At 61.6% G+C, this 14,825-nt stretch carries 15 protein-coding genes; 13 read left to right on the top strand and 2 right to left on the bottom strand.

The genetic code is table 11. The features are described 5' to 3' along the window. Nucleotides 1-86: 86 nt before the first annotated feature. The 7 genes from recA (at nt 87) to ACHAC9_RS05590 (ending at nt 5,975) form a co-directional block, all read left to right on the top strand. On the top strand, nt 87-1,169 hold the full coding sequence (recA, locus tag ACHAC9_RS05620; protein ID WP_435757967.1) for a recombinase RecA: 1,083 nt from the start codon (nt 87-89) through the stop codon (nt 1,167-1,169). A 45-nt stretch (nt 1,170-1,214) separates the two neighbouring features. Further along, a complete protein-coding gene (gene recX / locus ACHAC9_RS05615; RefSeq protein ID WP_435757965.1) occupies nt 1,215-1,673 on the top strand; it encodes a recombination regulator RecX in 459 nt (152 codons plus the stop codon). Between the two features lie 297 nt (nt 1,674-1,970). Continuing rightward, on the top strand, nt 1,971-2,534 hold the full coding sequence (locus ACHAC9_RS05610) for a DUF2889 domain-containing protein (RefSeq protein WP_435757963.1): 564 nt from the start codon (nt 1,971-1,973) through the stop codon (nt 2,532-2,534). A 61-nt stretch (nt 2,535-2,595) separates the two neighbouring features. Further along, nucleotides 2,596-3,765, top strand: coding sequence for an ADP-forming succinate--CoA ligase subunit beta (sucC, locus tag ACHAC9_RS05605; RefSeq protein WP_435757961.1), 1,170 nt, complete (start codon nt 2,596-2,598; stop codon nt 3,763-3,765). 17 nt (nt 3,766-3,782) lie between these two features. Next, on the top strand, nt 3,783-4,664 hold the full coding sequence (sucD, locus tag ACHAC9_RS05600; RefSeq protein WP_435757959.1) for a succinate--CoA ligase subunit alpha: 882 nt from the start codon (nt 3,783-3,785) through the stop codon (nt 4,662-4,664). A gap of 303 nt (nt 4,665-4,967) precedes the next feature. Further along, complete coding sequence (locus ACHAC9_RS05595) at nt 4,968-5,396, top strand: pilin (RefSeq protein WP_435758103.1); 429 nt, start codon at nt 4,968-4,970, stop codon at nt 5,394-5,396. Between the two features lie 126 nt (nt 5,397-5,522). Beyond that, nucleotides 5,523-5,975, top strand: a complete 453-nt coding sequence (locus ACHAC9_RS05590; RefSeq protein WP_435757958.1) for a pilin — start codon at nt 5,523-5,525, stop codon at nt 5,973-5,975. Between the two features lie 75 nt (nt 5,976-6,050). On the opposite strand, the gene ACHAC9_RS05585 is transcribed toward ACHAC9_RS05590, so the two are convergent. Beyond that, a complete protein-coding gene (locus ACHAC9_RS05585; protein ID WP_435757956.1) occupies nt 6,051-8,102 on the bottom strand; it encodes a prolyl oligopeptidase family serine peptidase in 2,052 nt (683 codons plus the stop codon). 242 nt (nt 8,103-8,344) lie between these two features. Here ACHAC9_RS05585 and ACHAC9_RS05580 point away from each other — a divergent pair, with 242 nt between their 5' ends. The 4 genes from ACHAC9_RS05580 (at nt 8,345) to ACHAC9_RS05565 (ending at nt 11,848) form a co-directional block, all read left to right on the top strand. Beyond that, nucleotides 8,345-8,689, top strand: a complete 345-nt coding sequence (locus ACHAC9_RS05580) for a hypothetical protein (protein WP_435757954.1) — start codon at nt 8,345-8,347, stop codon at nt 8,687-8,689. Between the two features lie 183 nt (nt 8,690-8,872). Further along, a complete protein-coding gene (locus ACHAC9_RS05575) occupies nt 8,873-10,717 on the top strand; it encodes a hypothetical protein (RefSeq protein WP_435757952.1) in 1,845 nt (614 codons plus the stop codon). Nucleotides 10,718-10,888: 171 nt separating this feature from the next. Then, nucleotides 10,889-11,224 (top strand): hypothetical protein, encoded by a 336-nt coding sequence (locus tag ACHAC9_RS05570; RefSeq protein ID WP_435757950.1) that lies wholly within the window; start codon nt 10,889-10,891, stop codon nt 11,222-11,224. A 195-nt stretch (nt 11,225-11,419) separates the two neighbouring features. Next, on the top strand, nt 11,420-11,848 hold the full coding sequence (locus tag ACHAC9_RS05565; protein WP_435757948.1) for a hypothetical protein: 429 nt from the start codon (nt 11,420-11,422) through the stop codon (nt 11,846-11,848). A 14-nt stretch (nt 11,849-11,862) separates the two neighbouring features. On the opposite strand, the gene moaC is transcribed toward ACHAC9_RS05565, so the two are convergent. Next, nucleotides 11,863-12,369: a cyclic pyranopterin monophosphate synthase MoaC gene (gene moaC / locus ACHAC9_RS05560; RefSeq protein WP_435757946.1), complete on the bottom strand. Its 507-nt coding sequence runs from the start codon at nt 12,367-12,369 to the stop codon at nt 11,863-11,865. 77 nt (nt 12,370-12,446) lie between these two features. On the opposite strand from moaC, the gene ACHAC9_RS05555 reads away from it, so the two are divergent. Both ACHAC9_RS05555 and ACHAC9_RS05550 read left to right on the top strand, forming a co-directional pair. Continuing rightward, nucleotides 12,447-14,039, top strand: a complete 1,593-nt coding sequence (locus ACHAC9_RS05555) for a M48 family metalloprotease (RefSeq protein ID WP_435757944.1) — start codon at nt 12,447-12,449, stop codon at nt 14,037-14,039. Nucleotides 14,040-14,044: 5 nt separating this feature from the next. Next, nucleotides 14,045-14,824, top strand: coding sequence for an alpha/beta fold hydrolase (locus ACHAC9_RS05550; protein ID WP_435757942.1), 780 nt, complete (start codon nt 14,045-14,047; stop codon nt 14,822-14,824). The last annotated feature ends 1 nt before the right edge of the window (nt 14,825 follow it).

The raw sequence follows: 14,825 nt of genomic DNA, 5'->3' as shown, positions 1-14,825 counted from the left end.
CAGAACCACTGTATTTCTATACAGTGTTACCCTTGTAAAGCGTGAGGGTGCCCACACCTTGGTACCTCCAAGACTGAGAGAAAATTATGGACGACAAGAAAGTAGTACACAACGCTGCTGAAAAAAGCAAAGCACTGGCTGCCGCCCTCGCGCAAATTGAAAAGCAGTTTGGCAAGGGTTCGGTCATGCGCATGGACGCGAACACCCCCGTCGAGGAGGTGCAGACCGTCTCCACCGGCTCGCTGGGCCTGGATATCGCACTCGGCGTCGGCGGCTTGCCGCGTGGCCGTATCGTGGAAATCTACGGTCCGGAATCGTCGGGTAAAACCACGCTGACGCTGCAGACCATCGCGCAAATGCAAAAAATCGGCGGCACCTGCGCCTTTATCGACGCCGAACACGCGCTCGACGTGGGTTACGCACAAAAGCTGGGTATCAATCTGTCGGAGCTGCTGATCTCGCAGCCGGACACCGGCGAGCAGGCGCTCGAAATCACCGACGCACTGGTGCGTTCGGGTTCGGTCGACCTGGTGGTCATCGACTCGGTGGCGGCACTGACGCCACGCGCCGAGATCGAAGGCGACATGGGCGATTCGCTGCCGGGTTTGCAGGCACGTCTGATGTCGCAGGCACTGCGCAAGCTGACCGCCTCGATCAACCGCACCAACACGCTGGTCATCTTCATTAACCAGATCCGCATGAAGATCGGTGTGATGTTCGGCAGCCCGGAAACCACGACCGGCGGTAATGCGCTGAAGTTCTACGCCTCCGTGCGCCTGGACATCCGCCGTACCGGTTCGATCAAGTCGGGCGACGAAGTGATCGGTAACGAAACCAAGGTCAAGGTCGTCAAGAACAAGATCGCGCCGCCGTTCCGCGAAGCGCACTTCGACATTCTTTATGGAGAAGGCACGTCCCGCGAAGGCGAAATCCTCGATCTTGGCGCCGACAACAAGATCGTGGAGAAGTCCGGTTCCTGGTACAGCTATAACGGCGAACGTATCGGCCAGGGCAAGGACAATGCCCGTCAGTTCTTGAGAGACCGCCCAGCATTGGCGCGCGAAATCGAGAATAAGGTACGTACGGCACTCGGCGTGCGCGAGCTGCCGCCGCCTGTCGGCGGTGATGCGGAAGACAAGGCGCCGAAGCTGAAGGCTGTTGCAGAGTAATTGGATGGGGCCGTCCTGCGGCCCCGTTCGATGCATTTCATCGCCATGCGTGGACCTCCGTTAAGCTTGAAAGGTCGGGCCCTGCGTTTCCTCTCCATGAGGGAGCACAGCAGGCTCGAGCTCAAGCGCAAGCTGGCCCGCCATGCGGAGGAGGGCGACGACATCGACGCTCTCCTCGATTTTTTAGAGAAGAACAACTGGCTGTCGCAGGAGCGCTTTGCCGAATCGCTGATCAACCGTAAGGCTGCGCGCTTCGGCAACAGCCGCGTTTTCGCCGAACTGCACAGCCATGGCGTCACCGGAGAAGCGCTGGCCGAACTCAAGCCGGGCCTGGCCGACAGCGAAGCCGCACGTGCGGTGGAGGTCTGGCAGCGCAAGTTCGGTAGCGTCGCGCAAGACGCGGCCGGGCGCAGCAAGCAGATGCGGTTTTTGATGGCGCGCGGCTTTTCCAGCGGCGCCGTGCGTACTGCCCTGAAGGGCGCGCCCGAAGAAGACGACTTTTGACGGTCGTTCCTCAGCCGCCTCAAGGCTGCTCCAATACTGTAACAACATTCCAGGCGCCAGCGCGGAGCGCCATCCGGCGATATGCGTTCGCATATTCCTCAACGACGGATGGCGCTGCACGCTGGCGCTTGTTGTTTCATCGACCCTCATGTTGCAGTGCACCCCAACCCCCGCGTGTGCTAAACTTTCACGGTTTAAGCAGCGCCGCATGAGCGGTTGTTGCCGCAGAAGCTGCGGTGACGTGCATCAGCACACCGGCTGCCCCCATTGATTGCCGCTCCATCGGCACCCGTTTTTATGCCTCTGTCCTCTCCCGCTCCGCGCTCGCTGCGGCACACGCGCGCCATTACCGTCGAAGCGTATGCGCGCGACGATGGCCTGTGGGATCTCGACGCGCGTATCCGCGACATCAAGGCACGCGACATCCTGCTCGCTTCCGGTAACCGTCCGGCCGGCGCGGCCGTGCACGACCTGAGCCTGCGCATTACCATCAACACGGATCTCGAGATCGTCGACGCCGAAGCCGCGTCCGACTCGGTGCCGTATCCTGGGTATTGCGATGTGATCGGGCCGGCATACAAGAAGTTGATCGGGCTGTCGCTCGCCAAGCATTTCCGGTTGCACCTGAAAGACCGCCTTTCGGGCGTGCTCGGCTGCACCCACCTGACCGAACTGGCGCAGGTTTTGCCCACCGCGGCAATCCAGGCCTTCGCCGATGACGCATTCGAGATACGCAACGCCGCCAATGACGTCGACGTTGTGCGTCCGTATGAAATCGACCGCTGCCATGCGCTGCGCGCCGACGGCCCCGCTGTGGCAAAGTATTATCCGCGCTGGGTAATCAAGGCCGTGCAGGGTTGAAACCGATGTCGAAGTACTTCAATAAACCATCTAAATCAGTAACATAAGAAGGGAAGCCAGCATGAAAATCCATGAGTATCAGGGCAAAGAAATCCTCCGAAAGTTCGGAGTGACGGTTCCGCGGGGCATTCCTTGCATGTCGGTCGAAGAGGCCGTCAAGGCAGCTGAAGAGCTGGGCGGTTCGGTCTGGGTGGTCAAGGCCCAGATCCATGCTGGCGGCCGTGGTAAAGGCGGCGGCGTGAAGGTTGCCAAGTCGCTGGAACAAGTGCGCGAATACGCGCAGCAGATCATGGGCATGCAGCTCATCACGCACCAGACTGGCCCTGAAGGCCAGAAAGTGCGCCGCCTGCTGGTCGAAGAAGGCGCCGACATCAAGAAGGAACTGTACGTCTCGATGGTCACCGACCGCATCTCGCAGCGCGTCGTGCTGATGGCCTCGTCGGAAGGCGGCATGGACATCGAAGAAGTCGCGCACAGCAACCCGGAAAAAATCCACTCGATCGCCATCGATCCGGCCGTCGGCCTGACCGACGCCGAAGCCGACGACATCTCGACCAAGATCGGCGTGCCTGCCGAATCGCTGGCCGACGCTCGCGTGCAACTCAAGGGCCTGTACAAGGCGTACTGGGAAACCGACTCGTCGCTGGCCGAAATCAACCCGCTGATCCTGACCGGTTCGGGCAAGGTCATCGCCCTCGACGCGAAGTTCAACTTCGACTCGAACGCGCTGTTCCGCCAGCCTGAAATCGTCGCCTACCGCGACCTGGACGAAGAAGATCCAGCCGAAGTCGAAGCATCGAAGTTCGACCTGGCTTACATCTCGCTCGATGGCAACATCGGCTGCTTGGTGAACGGCGCCGGTCTGGCCATGGCCACCATGGACACCATCAAGCTGTTCGGCGGCGAGCCGGCCAACTTCCTGGACGTGGGCGGCGGTGCAACGGCTGAGAAAGTCACCGAAGCATTCAAGATCATGCTGAAGAACCCTGGCCTGAAAGCCATCCTGGTCAACATCTTCGGCGGCATCATGCGTTGCGACGTCATCGCCGAAGGCGTGATCACCGCATCGAAAGCTGTCTCGCTGCAGGTTCCGCTGGTCGTGCGCATGAAGGGCACCAACGAAGACCTGGGCAAGAAGATGCTGGCCGATTCCGGTCTGCCGATCATCGCCGCCGATACGATGGAAGATGCAGCCAAGGCCGTCGTCGCCGCTGCAGCTGGTAACGCCTAATTCGAAGGAATAAACAAATGTCGATCCTGATCAACAAAGATACAAAAGTCATTACCCAGGGTATTACCGGCAAGACCGGTCAGTTCCATACCCGCATGTGCCGCGACTACGCGAACGGCAAAGCTGCCTTCGTCGCAGGCGTGAACCCGAAGAAGGCCGGTGAAGACTTCGAAGGCATCCCGATCTACGCCAACGTGTCGGAAGCGAAAGCTGCCACCGGCGCCACCGTGTCGGTCATCTACGTTCCGCCGGCAGGCGCAGCCGCTGCAATCTGGGAAGCTGTCGAAGCCGACCTGGATCTCGCGATCTGCATCACCGAAGGCATTCCAGTGCGCGACATGATGGCCCTGAAGGACCGCATGGCCAAAGCCGGCTCGAAGACCCTGCTGCTGGGCCCGAACTGCCCAGGCCTGATCACCCCGGACGAAATCAAGATCGGCATTATGCCGGGTCACATCCACCGCAAGGGCCGCATCGGCGTCGTCTCGCGCTCGGGCACCCTGACCTACGAAGCAGTCGGCCAGCTGACCGCACTGGGTCTAGGCCAATCGTCGGCAGTCGGCATCGGCGGCGATCCGATCAACGGCTTGAAGCACATCGACGTGATGCGCATGTTCAACGACGATCCTGATACCGACGCGGTCATCATGATCGGCGAAATCGGCGGTCCGGACGAAGGCAATGCCGCCTACTGGATCAAAGAGAACATGAAGAAGCCAGTGGTCTGCTTCATCGCTGGTGTGACCGCTCCTCCAGGCAAGCGCATGGGCCACGCCGGCGCGCTGATCTCGGGCGGTGCAGATACCGCGCAAGCCAAGCTGGACATCATGGAAGAGTGCGGCATCAAGGCCACCAAGAACCCGTCGGAAATGGCACGCCTGTTGAAAGACATGCTGTAATACTGGACAGTTCTTGTTCTTGTACTGAAGAGAGGAGCCCGCGGGCTCCTCTTTTTTTATCCGCCTCGGCTAATGTGACAAATTCTGTCCGCATAATTTATTTCCGGACGGAAATTGCACATCAGGTGACAAAAATTGTCATTACAAACCGCTGAGCTGACGCATTTCGTCGCTTTTGTTGTACTCCAACTATCGATTTCAGGGGTAAATGGCCTGGCACGGCGCTTGCAATATGTAGATCGTGGCACGAAGCAATACCCGAACAGATAACCCAACACCCCCTGGAGAACCACCATGAAATCGATGAAAATTGTTAAAAAAGCACAATCCGGCTTCACCCTGATCGAATTGATGATCGTCGTTGCGATCATCGGCATCCTGGCCGCCGTGGCAATCCCGAACTACCAGAATTACACCGCCAAGTCGAAGTTCGGCGCGGCGCTGGCTGAAGTGTCGGCAGGTAAGATTGGCTTCGATGCCAAGCTGAATGACGGCGAAACCGTTGCTGAGCCGGAAGATGCCGGTCTGGCGAAAACGGCTAACCCGACTGCCAACTGCGTTTTCGAGGCAAGCGCCACTAGCCTGACCTGTAAAATTGTCAACGGTCCATCGAGCGTGGCTGGTCAGGACATTATCTTGAGCCGTGAACCAACAACTGGCGCCTGGGCCTGCGCAGCTGCAACGGTCGATTCCAAGCTGATCGGCAAAGGCACCTGCGTCGGCAAGCCTTAAGTTCGGCTGATCTGATCTAAACAACCCCGCTTCGGCGGGGTTTTTGTTTTTGGCTGAGCTAGCGCAATCGCGCGTCGAAGGTCACGGTTATCGTTCCGGTCTGCTCAATCTCACCGGAGGATTACTATGTCAGTCAGGAAATTTTTCAAGAAAGCGGAAGCCGGCTTTACCCTCGTTGAATTGATGATCGTCGTTGCGATCATCGGTATCCTGGCAACGGTCGCCCTCCCGGCCTACCAGGACTACATGGCGAAATCGAAGTTTGGCGTCGCGCTGGCGGAAGTATCGGCAGGCAAAGTGGGGATGGACACCAGGCTGATCGACGGCGAGACCGTTACCAGGCCCGAAGACGTCGGCCTGGCTGCTGTCGACAAGCCGAGCGCCAACTGCAAGTTCGGTGCCAGCGCCGACGCTGACGCGGCCAGCCTGACGTGCGAGATCGTGGCCGGCCCGACCAGCGTCAAAGGCCAGACCATCACGCTAACGCGTGACGCCAGCGGCGCCTGGAGCTGCAGCGCCGCCACTGTTTTGCAGAAGCTGATCGGACCCGAAGGCGTTTGCAAAGGCAGGGCCGCATAACCGGTGCTCGTGAAAGGAGAAAACCCGCATCGGCGGGTTTTCTCATTCAAGCATCGACAGCGGTTCAGACGATTTTCAACGCTTCAGCTGCTGGTCGAGCCAGCCGATGACCGTGTGGTGCCACAGCAGGGAGTTGGCCGGCTTGAGCACCCAGTGATTCTCGTCCGGGAAGACCAGCAGCTTGCTCTCGACGCCGCGCCGCTGCAGGGCCGTGAAGGTCGACAGGGCCTGGGCGGTCGGGATCCGGAAATCGAGGTCGCCCTGGATCACGAGCATCGGCGTCTTCCATTTATTTACATGGTGCACCGGGTTGAAACGCTCATGCTGCTGGGGTACGGCAAAATAGGGTCCGCCATTTTCCCAGTCGGTGAACCACTGTTCTTCGGTCGAATACGCCATGCCGCGCGTATCGAACACCCCATCGTGGTTGACGAGGCATTTGAAACCGTCTGGCCAATTGCCTGCGATCCAGTTCATCATGTAGCCGCCGTAGGAGGCGCCCAGGGCGCAGCTGCGCTCGCGGTCCAGCCACGGGAATTTCTTGACGGCTGCCGCCAGGCCTTTCTGCAGGTCGACCAATGGTTTGCCGCCCCAGTCGCCGCTGATGGCATCGGTGAACTTCTGGCCGTAGCCGGTCGAGCCATGGAAATCGATGAAGACGGTTGCGTACCCGGCGCCGGCATACACCTGCGGATTCCAGCGGTAGCTCCAGGCATTGCCGAAGCTGCCTTGCGGGCCGCCATGCACCAGGAAGGCGATCGGGTACTTGGCGCCCGGGGTCGCGTTCCACGGCTTCATGACGTAACCGTGGACCGTGTCGCCATTCGCCCCGGCGAACGAGAATTGCTCGAACTCGCCGAAACGCACGTCGGCTAGTTTCTCGGCATTGTTGTCGGTCAGCTTTTTCGGTGAGGCGCCGGAGAGTAGCGTCGTGTACAGCTGGGCCGGCGAGGACAGGGTCGCTTGCGTGTAGGCGATCGTATCGCGGCGCATATCAAACCCGCCGATCGACCCCTTGTCGGTCAGCGCAGTAAGCTTACCGCTGGCGACATCGATCGAGAACAGGCGATGCTGGCCGACGTCTTCGGCATCGACGACGAGCGTCCTGCCGTCCGCGCTCCACTGCAGGGCGCCTGCGGAGCGGTCCCACTTTTCGGCCAGCTTGCGTTTCTTGCCGCTGGCAACATCCATCAACATGATCTGAAAGCGGTCGGCCTCGAAGCCGGGACGTGCCATCGCCAGATACGCCAGGGTCTGTCCGTCGGGCGAGAACACGCCCTTGGTGTCCCAGGCCGGATTGGCCGCCGTCAGGTTGCGCGGCGCGGCATTACCCACCGCCGGCACGCTGTACACATCGAAATTGGTCGACCAGGCCTCGGTCTTGCCTGCGATGCGTGCCGAGAAGACGATCGTCTTGCCGTCCGGGCTGAAGCGGTATTCCTCGCGGTCGCCGAACGGTTTCGAGGGCACATCGCCGTCGAGCGTGCCGGACAGGCTGACTGGAGCCGTACCGACGCGGCCGTTCGCATCGAGCGGCGCAGAGAACAGCACGGCATTGCGGCCATCGGCCCAGGTATCCCAGTGGCGCACGAACAGGCGGTCGTAGACGCGCCCGCTTGCCTTGTTTTTCGACTGCGCGTCCATGCGCTCCCTGGTGCAGGCGAGGTCAAGGCAATCGCGGAACACGGCCATGCTGAACGCGATGCGGTCACCGATCGGCGAGACGCGGAAGTTGTCGACGTCGAGCGGAAGATTCGTCACCTGTACCGGCTCGCCACCGCCGGCAGCCTGGCGCCAGACCTGGGAGCTGCCCGAGCGGCTCGAGAGGAAATAGACGGCGTCGCCCGAGGGCGACCATTCGGGGTCGGTGCTGCTGCTGTCGTGGTCCGTCAATGCTTTCGGCGCAGTGGCGCCTTTCACATCGGCGAGCCACAGGCTGGTATGGCCCCGGTTCTTGCCGAGATCGGTGCGGCGCACGGTGTACACAACGCGGCTGGCATCCGGCGACACGGCCGGGCTGCCGACGCGTTCCAGGTTGACCAGGTCTTCCACCGTAAAACCGCGCGGCGCGGCAACGGCGCTGGAGGCGGCCATGGCCGCGCCCAGCATCAGCAAACGTAATTTCATTGATTCCTCGTGAGGCGTGTCTCGGGATTGTCTTGTTTGGCGCAGCCAGGAGCATGCGCGAAGCCAGCAATTTAACACGGCGCCACAAGAGGGCGATGCCAGGAACGTGCCCGCAGCTTCAACGCCGGTCTTGCCGGTGACAATGCCGAAGTTGATAAATAGTTACTCTGAGTCCATACTCTCAGTCACGAGGTCAATACCGTCGTCGTCGTAAACAATCGCAAGGCTTCAGGAGTCCGTAAATGCATAGTGTTCTTCCGACAGTCGTCGTTCTGGCATCCTTGGCCGCTTGCGGCGGTGGAGAGCATGACGCCGGCAGCAAAGTCTTCAAATCGATGGGATCGCTGCAGTGCAGTGGAGGTGGCATGCCGCTGGCGGCCCTGCAAGCCCAGCTGGCAACGGCTAACGTGCAGGTGCAATCTGCAGCCTGTGGCACGAATGGCCTTGCCAGCGCGGCGGTATGCGGTGTTCCGGATGGCAAGATCGGCATCTTCGAGATTCCGTCCACCCAGGCCGCGGCAGCAGCAGCAGCAGGCTTTACCCCCTTGAATACCTTGCCAAGCGCCAGGACGATTTCTTGCACCTGAACGGCGTTCTACCGTGACACCACGCGCGCCTGCGCCAGCGGGCGGACGAATCGATACGCCAGCGCTCATGCGCACGGTTGATCTGACACAAATCGACCAGCGCCTGTATGCGGGTAGGGTGGAGCTTGCCATCGCCTGCCTGCATCAGGCCATTTTGCGTGGCGGGCGCACGTGGAGATTCCCATGAACGGATCAACTGAACCACCGGAAGACCGGTTTTGCGACCTGGTCATGAAGGGTGGTCTCACCAGCGGCATTGTGTATCCAAAAGCAATTGCGTTATTGGCGCAACGATACCGATTCAGGAGCATCGGTGGCACGTCGGCAGGGGCAATCGCGGCCGCCATCACGGCCGCTGCCGAGTTCAACCGAAGAAAGACCGGCACGCGCGACAGCTTTACTATTTTGTCCGGGTTACCGGAAGAACTTCAGGAAAAGGTACCTGGAACGAATAAAAGCAAACTGCTCAGCCTTTTCCAGGCGCAGCCAGGAACAAGGCGCCTGTTTACCACGCTGGTTTTCTCGCTCAACAGCCAGGGAACCTGGCGCCGTGTTGGTGCTGTCGTCCTTGGATTACTGCTGGCCTACTGGCCGGCGACGCTCATCAGTATGCTCGCCGCGGGCGTATTCCAGCTGCAGGCCGGTTGGCTTGCTGCCATGCTGTTACTGCCCATCGCACTGACACTGAGCATCGGCGCTTGGGTGTATCTCGACATCACCAGGCGAATACCGGATAACGGATTCGGCTTGTGCACTGGTCTGGCGAGTAAAGCGGGAAGCATCGCCGTGACCCCCTGGCTGCATGCGCTGATCCAGCGCGCCGCCGGATTGGCGCCTGATGATCCGCCCCTGACGTTCGGCATGTTGTGGAAGGCGCCCGGATTTCCTCCGCCATGGTTGGATTTGGCGGGGAAACCCAGACCGCGCTCGATCGACCTGCAAATGTTTGCCACGAACCTCGGGCATGGACGGCCCTATATTTTTCCGCTGCACGAAGAGGAGGACGGCGTTTCCCGCTTCCGCAACCGCGACCGGCTTTTCTTTCGTCCACACGAACTTGCACACTACCTTCCGGCCGATGTCCTCCGATGGATGACCTCGTGTGGGAAGCCCTACAAGCTCGAGCCTGGCCGTGAAGAAAAAGACCCGCCAGAAGCGGAAGCCAGCGCGCTCGGTTTGCTGGAACTGCCGGCGTCAAGCGAGCTTCCCGTCATTCTTGCCGCCAGGATGAGCCTGAGTTTTCCGCTCTTGTTATCGGCAGTGCCACTGTGGGCGATCAATCATGATGCCCCACAGTCAGCGCGCCACTTCCGGTGTTGCTGGTTCTCCGACGGTGGCATCAGCTCGAATTTCCCCATGCACTTGTTCGACGGCCTGGTGCCTCTTTGGCCAACCTTCGGCATCAACCTGGAGCCGAAGGTCGAAGGGCGGGACAATATGGTGTATTTGCCCAAAAAATATACAGAGGGGTATGGAGAGCGGTGGAATCATTTTGATGAAGGATCATCCGCGTCCAGATTCGGGGGTTTTATTGCAGCCATTGTACGAACGATGCAGAACTGGAACGACAATTCGCTGTCGCGAATGCCCGGTGTGCGAGACCGTATCGCCAGAGTCAGGCTGGAGAAAGACGAAGGCGGCATGAATCTGAATATGGACCGTAGCACCATCGATGAGATCAGCGGGCGCGGGGAGCTGGCCGCGAGACAGCTACTGGAGCGCTTCGACAGCGCGTCGCCTGCCGATTCCGCCGCCGCAGGTTGGGATGAGCAACGCTTTGTCAGATTGAGTGTCCTTCTCAAAATGATCGAGGCCAGGATTCCCGATATTGCAAATGCGCTCGATCCGGACTGTCCGTATGCCACGCCATTCAGCACCTTGATCGAGCGCGCAATGCGCCAGGCAGGCCCGGATGGGTCGACTCCGCAGCGCCGGGATACGAGCACGCGCTTACGCCGCAGCAGGCGGCGGCGCTGCGCCAGACCGTGGCGGTGTTGGAGAAGTTGGCGACGTATGGGGAGGGAATGAAAACCGGGTTCAAACCAGTGCCTGCGCCGGAACTCCGGGTCAGGCCTCCGTTGTAGCGCGATTACTACTGTTTGCATGCACAGATGGCGGCTTGCTCGAGCGGCGAGTAGACTTGATGGTGCGCCGCACAATTCGGCATCCTGCCGATCCGGCCATTCACCAGGAGGCATCATGTTGACGATAAGCGCATACCCGATCCCGGCATTCCCTACCGTAAGCATGGCCCCGCTGTTTGCTACCTGGTCCAATATTGCTGGCTTGTACAGAGACGCCACGCAAGCCAGCACGCAGCAATTGCTGCAGAGCTCAGCGAGCATCATCCAGGAACATACCTTGCGCGCATTCATATCTGCATCGAATTCCTGTGCCGACGCATTGGCGAAGAACGCGCTGTCCGTGCAGCAGCAATCGCTGGGACGCTTCGTCGATGCGAATCAGAAGGCGATGGGGGTCATGGGCCGGGCGTTCATGCAGCCGTGGATAGGGATGATGCAGCCGGCGAAATAAGGGGGGAAGGTCTTTTTGAGTCGCCCTCGGTAGCGAGAAACGTTTCCGTTTCAAGCACGGAAAACTGCAGTCTGTCGCAAACAGGCAGCGAGGACATGCCTGTTCGATAACATCCCCGCTACTGGCCTGTACTCAGCCGAGACCGAGGCCTGACTCTGGAGGAACCCTATGCACACCAGGAAAAACCTTTCCCTGATGCTGGCAGCGCTGGCCATGTTTGCTGCAGCGGCACTGCATGTCGTGGCCCTGCTCGCCGGACCCGAGATGATCGCGGCCTTGGGCGCGCCGGCAAGTATCGTGGAATCGGCGCGCCAAGGAAGCTTGCTTGCGCCGCTTGCGACCCTCGGCATTGCCCTGGCACTCGCCGTGATCGGCCTGTACGCGTGGTCGGCTGCAGCAACGCGCAGCCTGCCGTTCCAACGGTTTGTGCTCGGCGCCGCAGCTTGCGTCTTCATCCTGCGCGCCGCAGCCTTGCCGGCAGTATTATTCATTGCACCTGCAGCACGCGATCAGCTCTCGCTGTTCGAGGTTGCGACCTCATTACTTTGTTTCCTGATCGGAATAGCGTTCCTGCCCGCTGTGCGCAAGCGAGTGGAGCATTCGTCCAGGGTGAACGCTGCCTGAGGGGGCAGTGGGGGCTAGGTCGCGGCCGTCCAGTCCCCGCTCTTGCCCCCATGCTTTTCCAGCACCCGCACATTCGTTATCACCATCCCGCGGTCGACCGCCTTGCACATGTCGTAAATCGTCAGCAGCCCGATTTGCACGGCGGTCAGCGCTTCCATCTCGACCCCGGTCTTGCCGTGCAGCTCGACCTGGGCGCGGCAATGCACGCTGCTGGCGGGCGCGTCGATCTCGAAATCGACCGCCACGCGCGTGAGGGCCAGCGGATGGCACAGTGGGATCAGGTCGCTGGTGCGCTTGGCGGCCATGATGGCGGCGATGCGGGCGATGCCGAGCACGTCGCCCTTTTTGGCGTTGCCGGACTGGATGAGTTCGAGCGTTTCCGGCTTCATGCGGATGGTGCCGGCGGCGACTGCGACGCGGTGCGTCTCGTTCTTGGCGCCGACGTCGACCATGTGGGCTTGTCCAGTGGCGTCGAAATGGGTCAGTCCTTCAGGGCCGGACGAGGGATCGGATGGGGTCATGGTGGTGTCGGTATGGATGGGTAAGAAAGTGTTTCAGGCGTCAGCGAAGCGCCTGCGGATGGGGTTATCATAGCATCGTGAAACCGTTGACCCCTCCCGCATTGCCGCCCGCCCGCGCCCGCTGGCGCCGTTCGCTGGCCGTCCTGCTCGTGTCGGCCGCGACCGCTGCCACTCCGGCCGTGGCGCCCGCCCAGTCATTCAATGCGCTGCCCAATACGGCGCGCCTGCCGACGCTGGGCGACGCCTCGCGCGAGGACCTGTCGCCGATCGTCGAGCGTAAACTCGGCGAGGAAATCATGCGCGAGATCCGGCGCGACCGCGATTACCTCGACGACGATGCGATTGCCGAATACCTGAACAATTTCGGCGGGGCGCTGGTCGATGCCGTGCCGGGTGCGCGCGGCGAGACGAATGCCGACTTTACGTTTTTCCCGGTACGCGACGGCGCGATCAACGCCTTTGCGCTGCCGGGCGGTTTTATCGGCATTCATTCCGGCCTGCTGCTGGCGGCGCAAACCGAATCCGAACTGGCCTCGGTCGTCTCGCACGAGATCGGCCACGTCTCGCAGCGCCACATCGCGCGCATGCTCGGCCAGCAGCGCCAGGACGTATTGCTGCCCCTGGCCTCGCTCATCCTGGCGGCGCTGGCGGCCAAGGCCAGCCCGGACGTGGCCATGGGCGTGCTGATGGGCGGCCAGGGTCTGGCGGTGCAGCGCCAGCTCAATTTCAGCCGCGACGCCGAGCGTGAGGCGGACCGCGTGGGCTTCCAGATCATGGGCGCCGGCGGCTACGATACCTCGGGCATGGTGGCCTTCTTCAAGCGCCTGCAAAGCGCGAACAAGGTGTATGGCGAGATTCCGGCCTTCCTCAGCAGCCACCCGCTGACGAGCGAGCGCATCGTCGACATCCAGTCGCGCATCAAGGAAACGCCCTACCGCCAGCGGGTCGACACGATCGAGTTCCACCTCGCCAAGGCGCGCGCGCGGGTGCTGCAAAACATGGGCACGACGGCACGCCGCGATACCCGCATCACGTTCCAGACGCAGCTGGCCCAGCAGCACCGCCAGCAACAGGTGGCGGCGCAGTACGGCTTGTCCTTTCTGGCGCTCAAGGAAGGCGATCTGGCCGGGGCGCGCAGCTGGTTCGACAAGGCGCGCGCCACCGTGAAGCCGAAAGAGAGCGCATTCTCGGCCGCGCCGGCCAGCGACGGCGGCGCCATGTTCGCGGTGCTCGACCTGGAAATCAAGTTGGCGTCCGGCCAGCCGAAGGAAGTCGCCCAACAAGCATTGAAGGACGCGCAAGGGGCGACCAACCGCTATCCGCTGTCGCGCGCGCTGGCGCGCCAGTATGCCGATGCGATGATCAGCGCCGGCAAGCCTGAAGAGGCGACGCGCTACCTGCGCGAGCAGGTGCAGCTGTACCGCGAGGATGGGAAGCTGTACGACCTGCTGGCGAAGGCTTATTCGAACCAGGGCAAGATCGCGCTGCAGCACATGGCGCTGGCCGAATCGTATGTGCTGGCCGGGGCGCTGCCGGCGGCGGTCGCCCAGCTGAACTTCGCGCGCAAGGCGAGCGACGTGTCGTTCTACGAGCAATCCGTGATCGATGCCCGCGAGCGCGAGCTCACGGCGCGCCAGAAAGAAGAAAAAGAAGAAGAAAAGGGCAGGTAGGCGCGATGCGTCCGGTCCTGCTTCCCATCAAGCTGACGCGGCAAGTGGCCGGCGCGACGGTCGAATACATCCTGGCCGGCAGCGGCGCGCCCGCCGTGGTGCTGGTCAACGGCGCCGGCGGACCGGTGGAAGGCTGGTTCAAGGTGTTTGCCAGACTGGCCAGCAGCCGCTGCACGGTCGCCTGGAACCGGCCCGGCATCGATCAATCGAGTAAACCCGCGGTGCCGCAGACGGCGCTGGAGGTTGTCGAGTCGCTGCGCGAGCTCCTCGACGCGCTGGCCGTGCCGCCGCCGTATGTGCTGGTCGGGCATTCGCTGGGCGGCTTGGTCGTCAATCTGTTTGCGCGCCTGTATCCGGAAGAGGTCGCAGCCGTGGTGATGCTGGAAGCGACCGCGCCAGAGGATGTGCGCGTTCTGCCGCGTTTCGAAAACGGCGTGCAGCGCTGGCTGAAACGCGTCACCCGGCGCCTGCTGCCGCCCCATCCCTTCGACGAGACCGAGCAGCTCGACGCCAGCCTGGCCGAACTGGATGCGGCGCCGCCGTTTCCGGTCATCCCCCTGCTGGTGGTGACCGGTGCGCGTCCTGCGTTGCCATGGGCGACGCCTCGGGCGCTGCTCGATGCGCGGGCGCGTCATCAACAGGCAGTGGTGCGCTTGTCGCCGCTGGGCAGGCAAGTCATGGCGCTGAAAAGCGGACACTTCCCGCAATTTTCGGAGCCCGAACTCGTGTGCGCGAAGATCGAGGACGCCGTGCGCGAAGGCATGGCGCGCTTGCGCCACATTTAAG

This window comes from Massilia sp. CMS3.1 (assembly GCF_051262535.1).
In the GTDB taxonomy this organism is placed as follows: domain Bacteria; phylum Pseudomonadota; class Gammaproteobacteria; order Burkholderiales; family Burkholderiaceae_D; genus Telluria.
Note: the sequence above shows the minus strand (reverse complement) of the source record. Positions and strands in the feature narration are given on the sequence as shown.

Bases quoted from the DNA above. Each gene is read 5' to 3' on its own strand.
- recA (WP_435757967.1), top strand. From the start codon at position 87: ATGGACGACAAGAAAGTAGTACACAACGCTGCTGAAAAAAGCAAAGCA.
- recX (WP_435757965.1), top strand. From the start codon at position 1,215: ATGCGTGGACCTCCGTTAAGCTTGAAAGGTCGGGCCCTGCGTTTCCTC.
- ACHAC9_RS05610 (WP_435757963.1), top strand. From the start codon at position 1,971: ATGCCTCTGTCCTCTCCCGCTCCGCGCTCGCTGCGGCACACGCGCGCC.
- sucC (WP_435757961.1), top strand. From the start codon at position 2,596: ATGAAAATCCATGAGTATCAGGGCAAAGAAATCCTCCGAAAGTTCGGA.
- sucD (WP_435757959.1), top strand. From the start codon at position 3,783: ATGTCGATCCTGATCAACAAAGATACAAAAGTCATTACCCAGGGTATT.
- ACHAC9_RS05595 (WP_435758103.1), top strand. From the start codon at position 4,968: ATGAAAATTGTTAAAAAAGCACAATCCGGCTTCACCCTGATCGAATTG.
- ACHAC9_RS05590 (WP_435757958.1), top strand. From the start codon at position 5,523: ATGTCAGTCAGGAAATTTTTCAAGAAAGCGGAAGCCGGCTTTACCCTC.
- ACHAC9_RS05585 (WP_435757956.1), bottom strand. From the start codon at position 8,102: ATGAAATTACGTTTGCTGATGCTGGGCGCGGCCATGGCCGCCTCCAGC.
- ACHAC9_RS05580 (WP_435757954.1), top strand. From the start codon at position 8,345: ATGCATAGTGTTCTTCCGACAGTCGTCGTTCTGGCATCCTTGGCCGCT.
- ACHAC9_RS05575 (WP_435757952.1), top strand. From the start codon at position 8,873: ATGAACGGATCAACTGAACCACCGGAAGACCGGTTTTGCGACCTGGTC.
- ACHAC9_RS05570 (WP_435757950.1), top strand. From the start codon at position 10,889: ATGTTGACGATAAGCGCATACCCGATCCCGGCATTCCCTACCGTAAGC.
- ACHAC9_RS05565 (WP_435757948.1), top strand. From the start codon at position 11,420: ATGCTGGCAGCGCTGGCCATGTTTGCTGCAGCGGCACTGCATGTCGTG.
- moaC (WP_435757946.1), bottom strand. From the start codon at position 12,369: ATGACCCCATCCGATCCCTCGTCCGGCCCTGAAGGACTGACCCATTTC.
- ACHAC9_RS05550 (WP_435757942.1), top strand. From the start codon at position 14,045: ATGCGTCCGGTCCTGCTTCCCATCAAGCTGACGCGGCAAGTGGCCGGC.